Origin of the sequence: Effusibacillus lacus (genome assembly GCF_002335525.1) — a bacterium.
Lineage (GTDB): Bacteria > Bacillota > Bacilli > Tumebacillales > Effusibacillaceae > Effusibacillus > Effusibacillus lacus.
Genome location: NZ_BDUF01000034.1, coordinates 1 through 13,311, shown reverse-complemented (window position 1 = coordinate 13,311; position 13,311 = coordinate 1). Strand labels below are relative to the sequence as shown.

9 protein-coding genes and 1 pseudogene are annotated in these 13,311 nt (G+C 45.0%); 4 read left to right on the top strand and 6 right to left on the bottom strand.

Annotated elements, in window-relative coordinates; all coding sequences use genetic code 11:
* Positions 1–69 precede the first annotated feature (69 nt).
* Both EFBL_RS07945 and EFBL_RS07940 read right to left on the bottom strand, forming a co-directional pair.
* Positions 70–759 carry a nitrilase-related carbon-nitrogen hydrolase gene (locus EFBL_RS07945; RefSeq protein WP_096181614.1) on the bottom strand — a complete coding sequence of 230 codons (690 nt, stop codon included), beginning with the start codon at positions 757–759 and terminating at the stop codon, positions 70–72.
* Positions 760–1,218: 459 nt separating this feature from the next.
* Entirely contained in the window at positions 1,219–2,700 is a 1,482-nt protein-coding gene (locus EFBL_RS07940) for a transposase (protein ID WP_096181613.1), read from the bottom strand.
* 265 nt (positions 2,701–2,965) lie between these two features.
* Here EFBL_RS07940 and EFBL_RS07935 point away from each other — a divergent pair, with 265 nt between their 5' ends.
* The 3 genes and pseudogenes from EFBL_RS07935 to EFBL_RS21835 all read left to right on the top strand — a co-directional run bounded on the left by EFBL_RS07935 (position 2,966) and on the right by EFBL_RS21835 (position 7,047).
* Complete coding sequence (locus tag EFBL_RS07935) at positions 2,966–5,836, top strand: transporter substrate-binding protein (protein WP_096181612.1); 2,871 nt, start codon at positions 2,966–2,968, stop codon at positions 5,834–5,836.
* A 120-nt stretch (positions 5,837–5,956) separates the two neighbouring features.
* Positions 5,957–6,789, top strand: a pseudogene (locus EFBL_RS21840) (sigma-54 interaction domain-containing protein); the annotation flags it as partial.
* Positions 6,769–7,047 carry a helix-turn-helix domain-containing protein gene (locus EFBL_RS21835; RefSeq protein ID WP_369690095.1) on the top strand — a complete coding sequence of 93 codons (279 nt, stop codon included), beginning with the start codon at positions 6,769–6,771 and terminating at the stop codon, positions 7,045–7,047. The pseudogene EFBL_RS21840 and the gene EFBL_RS21835, both read left to right, overlap by 21 nt.
* 545 nt (positions 7,048–7,592) lie before the next feature.
* Here EFBL_RS21835 and cimA read toward each other — a convergent pair.
* From cimA to ligD, 3 genes are all read right to left on the bottom strand, one after another.
* Positions 7,593–9,191, bottom strand: a complete 1,599-nt coding sequence (gene cimA, locus EFBL_RS07925) for a citramalate synthase (RefSeq protein WP_096181611.1) — start codon at positions 9,189–9,191, stop codon at positions 7,593–7,595.
* A 300-nt stretch (positions 9,192–9,491) separates the two neighbouring features.
* Positions 9,492–9,776, bottom strand: coding sequence for a YkvA family protein (locus EFBL_RS07920; protein WP_096181610.1), 285 nt, complete (start codon positions 9,774–9,776; stop codon positions 9,492–9,494).
* Between the two features lie 43 nt (positions 9,777–9,819).
* Complete coding sequence (gene ligD / locus EFBL_RS07915) at positions 9,820–10,770, bottom strand: non-homologous end-joining DNA ligase (protein ID WP_096181609.1); 951 nt, start codon at positions 10,768–10,770, stop codon at positions 9,820–9,822.
* Between the two features lie 453 nt (positions 10,771–11,223).
* On the opposite strand from ligD, the gene EFBL_RS07910 reads away from it, so the two are divergent.
* Positions 11,224–11,664 (top strand): cell wall hydrolase, encoded by a 441-nt coding sequence (locus EFBL_RS07910; protein WP_096181608.1) that lies wholly within the window; start codon positions 11,224–11,226, stop codon positions 11,662–11,664.
* Between the two features lie 164 nt (positions 11,665–11,828).
* Here EFBL_RS07910 and EFBL_RS07905 read toward each other — a convergent pair whose 3' ends face one another.
* Complete coding sequence (locus EFBL_RS07905) at positions 11,829–13,109, bottom strand: sensor histidine kinase (RefSeq protein ID WP_096181607.1); 1,281 nt, start codon at positions 13,107–13,109, stop codon at positions 11,829–11,831.
* Between the last annotated feature and the right edge of the window lie 202 nt (positions 13,110–13,311).

The following is a 13,311-nucleotide window of genomic DNA, read 5'->3' as shown; positions in this document are numbered from 1 at the left end:
CCCATCGAACACGAACGTATGTACTATCAATCTATTAAAAATGCAGCATAAAATCTCTACTTTTTGTGTCTACTCTATTGACTTAATACCAGAATAGGTCAGATCACGGCCCGCCAAATTCGAAACCGCCATATAAGTGAGATTTTCCCATGCCCGAACTTGCGAGATCATCCTTTGCTGTTCCCGTGACGGGTTCATATAGCCCTGAATCCGGACAAGCAGTTCCGCCCCTTTCAACACCGTGTCGCGGCAAATTTCCGGGATGTTCCCGTCGTAACAAATGATCGCGCCGATTTTTAAGCCCTTCGGCCCTTCCACAACCATCGTTTTGTTCCCCGGTTGCCAGGGCTCCTGGGGAACCCAGGGATTTATTTTGTGGTAGTTCATCACAATTTCGCCTTTGTTGTTCATCAGCAAAAGCGAATTCCAGGGGTTCCCGTTGGTATTGATTTCCCCGGTGATCGAGAACACACCCCAAACGTTGTTCCTCCGGCATGCCCTTGCAAAAATTTCGGTTTCAGGTCCCGGCACTGTCGTGGATAATTGCAACCATTTGGTAGGATGGAGCCCTTGCGTCGAATACTCAGGAAAGATGATCAAGTCCAACCCCGGATACCCTCGTTTCACGTCATCCACAAAGTTTGCAATTCTGTTGCAGTTCATCAGTACTTCTTCTCTCGTTCTGACGACCGGTGCGGCGTAATTTACCACAGCAACTCCGACTGTATCCTTGGATGACGAAATGGTTCCTACCGGCATCAAATCCCCCCTTTATGAAACTTTGAGTTTCTCTGTCTGCCATTTTCATATAGCAAAGACCATGCCAACCTCCCACGGAAGAAAATTTCACATAATTTTTAAAAGAAACTGTAAAATATGTTCATTCTGGTTTCGTGTTGTTACATTTTTGTTCAAGTCCAAAAACAAGTCTCCATTTTTTAGGAGATCGGTTCAATGAACAAGTACTTTACGCAAATTGAACACTCTGTGAACAGGGTGTAAATTGAAAGTTCAAAAAATTTCTTATATAGTAACATAGAGGCTCGGAAATGACCTGAGTCGAATTGGAAATTTATTGTATTTCGGGCATTTTTAGCTGGAAAATTGGTTGTTTACACACTGATAGGATCTTCATTCTCTAAAAGTGCCCATGCCAAATAAACGTAGCTCAATGGTTTTTTCAAAAGAACTACGTTTGGCAATCGTTAGTTTCGTTGCTTACGCCGAGAAGAGAAGAGATTTCAGTTCGATTTCACTCTCTTCGTACCAAGCGTCCATGTGTTGGCACATCATGATTCCGTAGATCCGGATGGTCCACATTTTGGTACTGCGATGCTTGGCGGCTTCAAGCATATAATCAATTTTTTCTCGCTTGTTGGACCGTTCGACTGTCGTTCTGCGTTTGTAGGTCTCTTTCCACTCATCGCTGTCGCGGGCGATGGGTGGAAACAAGCGGGGATTGTCCTTGGTGTAGGTGTACACACATCGGCCATAGGCGGAATTCGAGCAAGGCGTATCGCATGTTACCACACCGTTTTTAACGAGTGGACAGCGATACTTACGGCGTCCTCGGGCATGATCGTACCCATTGTTTTTCATCTCCAGACCTTTCTTGCAAATGGGGATGCCGGCGGGAGAAAGCGTAAAATCGTCTTTGTACTTGGTGTTACCGCTGTTTCGTGGATTAAGGTCAATAAACGGCATGATGTGCTTGGATTGTAAGTAGCGGTAAATGGGAAGCGCGTCATGGGCGGAATCGAGCAAGATCGTATCCCATGTGAATTCGGGGTACTGTCGGACGAACTCATCTATGCTGAAGAGCAGGGAAACCGAATCGTGCCGCGAACCGCGATGAAGGCGGGGATACAAGGGCAGATCATGAAAACTGTCTGCAGCCGTGAGCATGTACAAATGATAGCCGTTGAAGTACCGTTCCCGTGCACTGTCCCACCCGGAGTCACAGTCAGGCTGTGAATAAAGCCGTGGGCAATTGCAGGAGTAAATTCCCTGTTTTCTGCAGGAACACAAGGGTTTGCTTCGTGGATAAGCGGACGTTTGTACAGGAGTACCGTCCCCTGCCGCACGAAGAGCGTGAATATCGCCAAGAAGGCCCATTTGGGCGGAGAGAAGCACAAATTGTTCTTTAAACAATGACTGGAGATGGTCAAACGGCAGCTTTTGTTGACGAGGCGGGTATTTCAGGAGACGTTTGACGAATCGGTCGACTTTTCCGGGCGTTGTGGTGGGTGCTTTTTCCCCCTTTTTCCCTTTCTTCGGTTTTCTTCTTTTGGGTTTCTTCTTGTTGGTGACATGAGGCGTTTCAAGAGCCCAAAGACGGGTGAAGAAGTCGTAAAAGGAACCGACACCTGGTGTTTGGCCGGGCTCAAAGCCGCTGAGGATCGCATAAAGCGGAATTCGCCGGAGATCGTCGACCCATTTGGTCACAGAAGGTTGCTTGACGGACAGCATAAGCAGGTAAGAGCGGAGCAAGTTGGCAGGATCTTTGGCTTTACACCCCCGGTGGGAGTATTGGCTTTGTAAAAGCTGTGCGGTACGGGACAAATCGGTCAGCCAAAATTTCTTGATGACACACCAGTCGCTAGGCACAAGGCGAAGGATGCTGGTACCGGAATAATGAGTCTGGAGTTGCTCCAGGACAAAGGCCTGAAATTCGGAATGGGATCGAATTTCTTCGAACACGGAAACCCCTTCTTTCACCGGAGATAGGGCAGTTAGAAGGCCCTTCACGGCGATTATTGGGGCGTTTTCAAAAAGTCAAGTGTTTTTTGGTGATTTCGGTAAATTTTTTCGTTGATAAATTTCCAGTTGGAGTCCATCAATTGATAACAACTTTATCAAATTGATGGAGGGAAACAGAAAAAACCTCATGGTACAAAACCTTGAGGTTTCAATACTCGGCTATTGCCGAGAGGCTATTAACAGTTAGGGAGGAGAGTGCGGGGTTATGGAGAATCAAGAAGATATTAAAATTGGATTACTGTATTCCCTGACAGGAACAACGGGGGTCACGGAGCGAGGGCAGTATCAATCGACTCTTTTGGCTATCAAACATATTAACGACCAGGGAGGGATCCATGGCAGGCGGCTGCTTCCCATAGTCGAAGACATTGCTTCTGACCCGTTTCTGGCCGCCAAAAAAGCGGAAAAGTTAATTGTTTTAGACAAGGTGGCTGTTCTAATTGGGCTTTACACATCCGTCAGCCGAAAAATGGTGATTCCAATCTTGGAGAAGCACAACGTATTGTTGTTTTATCCCACTCTGTATGAAGGGGAGGAATTGTGCCGAAACGTATTTTATTGCGGTCCTGTCCCAAATCAACAGTTACAGTTTTTTATCCCTTGGCTCATCACAAATTTTGGAAAATGCTTTTATCTGATCGGTTCCGATTATATTTATCCGCGGCAAACGAACCGTCACATCGACCGCCTTGTCCAATCCCACGGTGGCCGAATTGTGGGCGAACACTATTCGATCCTGGGAACTCAAAAGTTTGACAAACCTATTCGTGAAATTGTTCAAGCCCAACCGGATGTCGTTTTTTCGACTTTGGTCGGAGACAGTGTGATTGCTTTTTACCAACAATACCGCCAATCGGGGATTCCGAAGCCGATTGCCAGCGGCATCACCGCTGAAACAGAAATACAAGCAATGAATGCCGCCTATGCTGTGGGCCATTATACGTCCTTCCCTTACTTCAACTCGATCCGTACAGATAAAAATCATATTTTTCAGTCTGAATACAGGCGAACATACGGTACCGACGTAATCAGTTCAGTTATGGAAAACGCCTATAACGGCGTGTTTTTGATTGCCGAAGCAATGAGAAAATGCGAATTCATCTCCACCGACTGTTTGCGCCAAGCTCTGTCGGGCATCACTTTAGAAGCCCCTCAGGGAAACATCAAAGTAGATGAGAAAAACCATCATTTATGGTTGCATTCCCGCATCGGGCGGGTAAATGAAAAAGGGCAATTCGATATTGTGTGGGAGTCGGATGGACCTATTGCGCCAATCCCTTTCTACAGCCAAACCTTTATATATGAAAAGGAATGCGCTATTGATAATAATGTCCTTTCACACAACGAACTGCAGAAGTTGCAAAACCAATATCAAATCCTGATTGAAAAAATCAAATCGGCCACCCGGGTGTTTCCTTATATATTTGCCATCTTTGATCATCAGGGAGTCTTATTGGAAACATTCTCCGGTGAAAAGAATGACGACACAAAAAACATCTCGCTGTTGAACCCAGGAATTCGTTGGACTTCGCCTCTGATGAAAAGGTCCGGCATTACCCTTGCGTTATCAGGGCATACTGAGGCGATCGTTTTCGGAGAGGAACATGACATACCGGAACTCCAGGAATTTCTTACCATAGGGATTCCGATTAAAGGAAACATGGAAACGTTAAAAGGGGTTGTAGGAGTATTTTTAGAGCTGAATCAAATTGACCAAGCTTCCATTGATCTCTTTATTCGATCCCTTTCCCAAACAGTCGAATGCTGTGTTGAAATCGTGGACCAAGTCGAAAAATGCGCTCTTTTTCAAAAGATCTCCCGCGACATTTCGCAGTTCATCCCGGAAAGCCTTCTGTTACTAGAGAACGGCAAGATACTCTTTACAAACTCCGCTGCAGATAAATTGATTGAAAAACATCATGATTCGGTGCTCGATATTGTCTCTGATCTCTCCACCCGGACAATGAATGAAAAAGAAATGCTCGTTCGCAAGAAAATTAACGATGAACTGTATGAGCTTCAAACGATCCCATCCGAAAACTATCGCTACATTTTCATTAAACAGTTGAGTTCTGACAATCTCACTCAGACCAAAAGCAAACAACTTCTGATCAGAGACATTGTGGGTTCCAATGAACGGTTTCTCCGTACCATTCAACTGGCAAAATCCGCTTCCAGTATTGATGCAAACGTATTAATACTGGGAGAAAGCGGAACGGGTAAAGAAATTTTTGCAAGAGCCATTCACAATGAAAGCCAGCGAAAAAACAATCCTTTTATAGCAATTAATTGCGGGGCCATGTCGAGAGAATTAATCAATGCGGAATTATTCGGATATGTGGATGGAGCGTTCACCGGTGCCAAAAAAGGAGGGAATCCCGGAAAATTTGAAGCGGCCAACGGTGGAACTTTATTTCTTGACGAGATTGGCGATATGCCGCTTGAACTGCAAGCCACACTGTTGCGCGTACTTCAAGAACGGGAAGTGATTCGCGTGGGGGGGCATAAGCCAATCCCAATTGATGTACGGATTATTGCCGCCACCAATAAAAAATTAAATGACGAAATTGCATACAAAGGCTCATTTCGAAGCGATCTATATTTCCGTCTCAATGTATTCACCATTGAACTTGTTCCTTTACGCGAACGCCTTGATGACATACCTGAACTGGTCTCTTATTTCATAAAAGATCTGAACGAGACATCAGGATTGCCCCCAAAAACGATGACTACCGAGGCGTTGCAAATGCTATTACGATACACTTGGCCCGGAAATGTCCGCGAGTTAAAAAATGTGGTCGAGCGTGCCTTTTATGTGGCGGCGAACTCATTCGCGATTACGGTCGATCAGCTTCCGTCGCACATCTCAAGCCATACAGGCCGCAACCTGTCACATGAACTGATTTCGGAGGAAACTCTTCACGATTTGAAGAAGATCAGCAGTCAAATCGAAAAAAGCGAACTGACCGAACTGTTGGTGGAATACCGGGGAAATATCAGCAGAGCTGCAAAACATCTGGGTATATCCCGCACAACGCTTTATCGTAAATTGAAAGAGTATCAATTAATAAAATAAAGCTTCACATACGAGCTGGGTTTATAGTCTCAGCTGATTTCATTTTATTCGTTACAGCGGCAAAATTTGCTTCTGCAACTTTCCCTTGATATCTCCAAATTGGTTTCCGAAAGTTTTTTTGTGGTCGAAAACGGGAAAATCTTGTTCTTCAATGATGCCCGAAAAGTTCCAGCGGAAAAATATCGTTACGTATTCGTCAAGAGAATTGGACCGGAAAACGATTCTTCCCCAAAAAGCACTCAAATTCTGATCAAAGACATTATCGGATCGAACGAACGGTTTTTAAAAACAATTCAGTTAGCCAGATTCGCGTCAAATGTCGACGCCAATGTTCTACTGTTGGGTGAAAGCGGAACCGGTAAGGAACTGTTTGCCAGAGCGATCCACAACGAAAGTCCACGGAAACATAACCCTTTTATTGGATAAACTGCGGGGCACTCTCCAGAGAACTTATTCATGCGGAATTGTTCGGTTATGTGGAAGGGGCGTTTACCGGCGCAAAAAAAGGAGACAATCCCGGCAAATTTGAAATCGCAAACGGCGGTACTTTATTTCTGGATGAAATTGGCGAAATGCTTCTTGAACTTCAGGCTTCCTTGTTGCGTGTACTGCAAGAGCGGGAAGTAGTTCGAATAGGAGGATCGAAACCGATACCGATCGATGTACGGATTATTGCGGCCACCAATAAAAATCCCAACGATGAAATCGCTTATAACGGTTCATTTCGAAGCGATCTCTATTACCGGCTCAACGTCTTTACGATCGAACTCATTCCGCTGCGCGAACGGACCGAAGACATTCCTGAGCTCACCTCCTATTTTATCGAACAACTGAACGCAACCGGAGGATTTTCCTCCAAAACAATCACCAAAGAAGCACTTGAACTGTTAGTCAAGTATAGTTGGCCGGGAAATGTCCGCGAGTTAAAAAACATGCTCGAACGTTCCTATTATCTTGCCGGGCATTCTCATATGATTACAGCGGATCCCCTGCCGGCACATGTTTGGAGTGATTCCGGAAGCATTATCAAAAAAGCGGCTTTTTCAACCAACACCCTTATGGACATCAAAAAAATGAGCGATCAGATTGAGAAACAGGAACTCACGGAACCGCTTGTACAATATCGCGGAAATATCAGTAAGACCGCGGAAAAACTAGGGATTTCACGCACCACCCTTTATCGAAAACTTAGGGAATACCAGTTAAAGTAAAGAAAACGATTGAGGTAAGGAGAATTTGCGGATGATTTGCAAAGCATTGCAGCGGCAAAAGAGCACAGTCAACAGCGGCTCGAATGCAGCCACCACACTAACATAGGAAACCTGGGTAAACGAAATGCCAAGGAAAAAAAAACAGCGGACCCAAACTGCTCATGACTCCCGCAAGCAAATAATAGGGATTGAAAGTCAAGAAGGATTTCCGTATGCTCGGAATCAATCCTCCACGTGATCCTTCATAGATGCAAACAAACAATAGAGAAGTCACAGCACCTGTCCATGAACCAAAAAAGCATCGTTCATAAAAAGAAGGCACTGTTTCCTGAATACTTGCCCTACTCCGGAAGTTTGCTCTTGCAAATCTTCAACAAGTGAAGGATGCGTTAGAAACCAAAAGACACCCTGGTTAAAATAAATACAGACACGGACATATTGAATGAATAGTTCAAAAAAAGAAAGTAAAGACCTTCCGGGCCAATGGACCGGAAGGTCTATTTTTTAGATCATTTCCACAAATGATTGACTTAGGCAGCCGACCGCTACTTCACTTCTGCTTTCACGCATTCCACCATATTGCCTTTCTGCTTGAGCAAAAAATAGCGAAAGCTATCAGACAACGCCTGCCAGCTTGCTTCAATTATGTTGGTGGATACTCCCACGGTGCTCCACTTGTCTTTCCCGTTGGACGATTCAATCAACACCTTTACTTTGGCAGCGGTTGCTCCTCCTCCATCAAGAACCCGAACCTTATAATCCGAAAGATGCATGTGCTTGATTTCGGGGTAGAACGACTCCAAAGCTTTGCGCAGAGCATTGTCGAAGGCGTTGACAGGACCGTTTCCCTCAGCGGCCTCCAGTACAACTTCATCGAATACACGCACCTTCACGACCGCCATAGTTTTGATCTGCCAATTTGCCGTTTTCTCCACAAGAATGTTAAAAAACTCGATCGTAAAGGCCTCAATTACCTCCCCCAATCCTTCCCGCAACAGCAATTCAAACGATGCTTCTGCTCCTTCGTACTGATACCCTTCATGCTCCATTTCTTTGATGTTTTGAATGATGCGCTTACAAGCAGGATTGGATTTGTCCAAATCGATGTTCAATTCTTGAGCCTTATAGAGAAGATTGCTTTGACCCGATAATTCGGATACAAGAACTCTCCGAGTGTTCCCCACCCGTTCGGGAGCCAGATGCTCATAGGTTTCCGGAGACTTCAAGACAGCACTGACATGCATGCCTCCTTTATGGGCAAACGCACTCATTCCCACGAAGGGCTGGTTATTGGGAGGCACAACATTCGCGATTTCATGGATGTATCGGGATAGGGAAGTCAATGAACCGAGCTGTTCTTTTTTCACACAGGTATAGCCCAGCTTTACTTGAAGGTTCGGAATCACCGAAACCAAATTGGCATTCCCGCACCGTTCCCCATAGCCATTCATGGTTCCCTGTACCTGTCTTGCCCCTGCTCTGACGGCTGCTAGCGTATTGGCAACAGCGCATTCCGAATCATTATGGCAATGCACACCAATTGGGGTTGTCAACGTTTGTTTCACCGCCACCACGATCGTCTCAATCTCATGTGGGAGTGTTCCGCCATTGGTGTCACAGAGAACAATCCAATCGGCTCCCCCTTCCTCGGCCTTTCTCAACGTTTTCAACGCATAAGCAGGATTGGCCTTATAGCCGTCAAAGAAATGTTCCGCGTCAAAAATAACTTCCAACCCATGCGATTTTAAAAATTGAACCGACTCAAAGATCATGTCAAGATTTTCTTCCAATGTGGTGTTTAGGGCATGAGTGACCTGAAAATCCCATGTTTTCCCAAAAATCGTCACGGTGCTTACGCCGCTTTCCAAAAGTCTTTGAAGATTTTCGTCCTGATCTGCTGTAACGCCATGTCTTCTCGTGCTTCCAAACGCAGTGATCTTGGAAGTGGTCAGGGGGAGCTCTTTCGCCTTTTGAAAAAACTCCATGTCCTTTGGATTGCTTCCCGGCCAGCCGCCCTCGATATAGTGAACGCCGAATTGGTCAAGGCGGAGTGCGATTTTCAGCTTATCTTCCACGGACAAGCTGATTCCTTCCCCCTGGGTTCCGTCCCGCAAAGTCGTATCGTAAATCAACACCTTTTCCAACGTCTCTCCCTCCCGATCCTTCTTTTACCTCCAGCAGCTTTATGCTTGGATTGATTTTAGTCCTAAGTATAAACAAAATTCAGAAACTTGGCTATTAGAATCATTCGGGAACCGTTTCGATTATTGGACAATTCGCTGAAAATCCCCCATTTCCTGGGACCCCGTTGATCCCCATCAGAATTTCTTCATCTTCCCCGGTATTAACAAAACTTCCGCCTGACTTTAGGACATCCCGGTCACGCCCCAATAGCTGAATCCACCGTACCCTCCAAGCTTTTGAAGGCTATACCCTGTAATGATTCAAGACTCCTGACCCATCCCGTATTTGTCTTTCAACTCCTGTGGAGCCTTTTCTATGATTTTCTGCAAAATCCAAGTTAACACGGCAATGTCATCGAAGAACCCGAAAAATGTAAGAAAGTCGGGGATCAAGTCAAACGGCAAAACAAAATAGACTCCGATGAACAGCAATGATAACAGTTTTCTTTTGAAGGTCACTTGACCGGATGTAAAATAATCCATCAAGAACGGAACGAATTTTTTCACATTCAGAATAAAACGGACTCGCCGAAAGAGTTTGCGCACCTTGAATGACCTCCCATTTTATTCAAACAAATTCTAGTAACTTCTATGCCTCTTGAACCTTACTAAATTTACATTCCGAAGGGGGAACGTATACAAATGCTTGTAGACTGGGTTGACGCAGTGAACGTCCTTCTGTCCATTCGGTATATTGGACTTTAACTGTAATAATCGGCTTAGCCCAGTAAACATCTGTTTGGCGTTCGGGTTTGTTTGCGAATGGACGTTCTTTGAGGGTTAAAGGTTTTAGGACTTCGGTAAGCGTTTTCCATTCCTTTTGAGACAGTTTTCCAGTTCCGGTATGACCAATATACAGAAATCTTTCTTGGTCATCGTATAGCCCCAAAAGAACTGCATTAATAATTCCTCCGCTTAAGGTATATCCTCCAATTACAGCAATGAGATCACGATAATTCTTGATTTTGAGCCATATATCTTTTTTCTTCCCAATAATGTACTGGGAATCCAGTCTTTTCATAATGATTCCTTCCATACCATATTGTTTCATTACTTTAAACAAAGCCTGACCATCCTCATGGGAAGAAACCAACTGAATCTGGTTATTGGGAAGAATGATATCGGACAAAATCTGGTTTCTTTGACTTAATGAGTAAGAATTTATCCAAATCCCGTTATAAAAAATCACGTCAAAAATCATGTAAGTAATCGGTACGACTCTTTTCATTCTGGCTATTTTTTCTGTTCGTCGGACCCCATCCCTTCGCATAACTTCATGAAATGAAGGTTTGCCATCTGGGCCTAAAGCAATGATTTCACCGTCTAATATTACGGATTTTGCATCACAATACGTTTTAATATTGGTGATTTCAGGATAGTGCGATGTGCGTTCGTTCAATTTTCGATTATAAAGACGGACTGCTTGCCCGTCATAATACGTCAAAACACGAACACCATCCCACTTTATTTGAGCAATCCATTCATCTCCAGCAGGAATTTTTTCACTTCTTTTGGGTTCCATTGGAATAATAGGTTCCATTTTGTACACCTCAACGTGGATTTTCACCTAAATCGAAAATAAATAATGGGCAAATTTCACACAAGCCCATAAGTATAAGTATTTTCAATTTCGACCGTAAATATAGTGTTCGACGTTCTATGCCTTAATGATCAATGAGTGACCTCTTGTGCCCTTGCTGAGAGACGGTGAACTGTCAAGCGCACATAAAATGCCCCCACATTTCAAGGGGAATTTCAGTTGTGAATCCGGTCCCGGGTCTTTAACGGCTGCTACCGGGTGGCATGAGTTTCATTCCGCCAGACCCACCGCACTTGCCCAATTCGGCAGGGACAACAATCCAAAAGGCTCTTCTTCCAATAAATTAGTCGTGGGAATTCTTTATTCCGGAAACTGGAGGACGCGAACGATCCCATATTTCTTATAAGGCTGATCAAACTCATTACGTATATGGAGCAGAAAAGGAGGAGACTTATGGCTGTTGTGAAAGCAACTTCTGCCCATCGTAAGCTTCTTGCTAGACTAATCCGGGCGGAAGCGGAAGGAGAAGGAAAATTAGGAATGCTGTTGGTTGGCAACGTAGGAGTTAATCGGGTTCGGGCAGATTGCTTGGATTTCAAAAAAATCCGTACGATTCAGGACATGGTATTCCAGCGTCCGGGTGGATTTGAAGCGGTTACTAAAGGATATTTCTACCAACGGGCGCGACAAAGCGAAATCAGGCTCGCACAACGTTGCATCAACGGAGAACGACATCATCCGGCAACCAATGCGCTGTGGTTCTTCGACCCGGGGCGCCGACAATGCCCTCCAAGATGGTTTCAACAACGTCATGCAGGAAGGTATAAAGCTCATTGCTTCTACTCCCCGAGTCCATCAGAATGCCCGCGAGTATATTGCGGTCAAAAATGTTAACAGGCATCCTATCAGCTAACCCGTCTATTATGCATTGGCTTCATACTATACTGCATGCCTCTTGAGGCATGCAGTATTTTTCCGAAAAGGGAATCGTGTGACAACGGCAGATTCGCACGAAGCCAGTTCCTGATGAAGCTCGGTTCCTACTGTCATTAAGATGCTCAGGTAGTTAAACTTCCATTTGAACCCAGTGGAAACGAAACTGTTACAGTCGTTCCCTTGCCGACTTCGCTTTCAAACCGTATGGTGCCGTTCATGGCTTCCACCAGTCTCTGAGTAACCATAAGACCTAGTCCGGTTCCTTTGTCTTTCGTCGAATAATAAGGCTCTCCAAGCCGTTCCAATTGCTCTGGCGTCATCCCGATCCCCGTGTCGAAGATTTTTATGATGACTTCGTCATCCGGGGCACTGGCCCCGATTTGAATAATGCCACCTGTTGGCATCGCCTCTATTGAATTTTTCACAAGGTTTATGAATATCTGCTTCAAATTTGCCTTGTTGGCCAATATAACCAGTCCGTCTTCCGTATGCATCTTGATTTCAACGTGATGCATCAGGGCATAGGCTGACATAACGTCAGCAACCCCCTCCAGAATTTCTCCGACATGCAGTTCCTCCGCTGTTTCGGACTCCGGTTTGGCAAAACTCAAATAGTTGCCAATAATGGCTTCCGCCCGATCCAACTCGGCTATGGCAGTGTTCATGTATCTGCGGTATCTCTCATCCATTGACTCTTTGGTGAGCTGGATAAAACCCCTCACGACCGTCAGCGGATTCCGGACTTCATGCGCAATCGAAGCGGCCAGTTCGCTTATGACTCTCAGTTTTTCGGCTCGCAGCAGTTTTTCCTGCATCTTCATGTTGTAAAGACTGGTCTCAATCAATAGGATCGAGACAACGGCAGCAATTATGTAAGAAGCTCCCATCAAAGCATAGAGCCAAGGACTTTGACTTACCAAATACGCAATGTTTCCAATATATTTAAAGTAAAATGCGATGGAAGCCATGACAAAAGCATAGACAACAAACGACAAGCAGGCCCCCAATGCCAGTTTCCGCCTCAGATCATGTTTGTGAAACCAGAGCCGGATCGCGCTCAGAAACAGGAAGAGAACGACAGCAACAATCAACACTGTATAAAAAGCAGGTCCTCCGCTCAGATACAATCGATAACTCACGAGCAATGCACCGGTTACAAGTCCCCCCTGCCAACCAACATAGAAAATGCTCATCAGAAATGGTATCCATCTTAAATCCCACAGAAACCCATCACCTGATACAACCGGAAAGGTCATGCACAAAACGGACGAAACCCCGCACAACGTTCCCATTAGCAATTGGTATTGGATTCCTTTGCATCGGCGGACCTGGTTTACCATCAAGATTTGGAAAAAATAGATGGGCGTTAAAGCGATCAATGAATTGCCCAATAAATTCGCCATTGCCTGCCACCCCGGATTCTGGCCGTTTCTGTGATTTTCATTTTCTTAATACAAGATAATTATAATCCATAAATTAGTGAACCACATAAAAACAATTAAAGAACAAATAAATAGAGTAGGAGGGGGTGGCTAGCCCCCGTCCTCTCACACCACCGTACGTACCGTTCGGTATACGGCGGTTCATGTTGTGCAACGAAGTTCG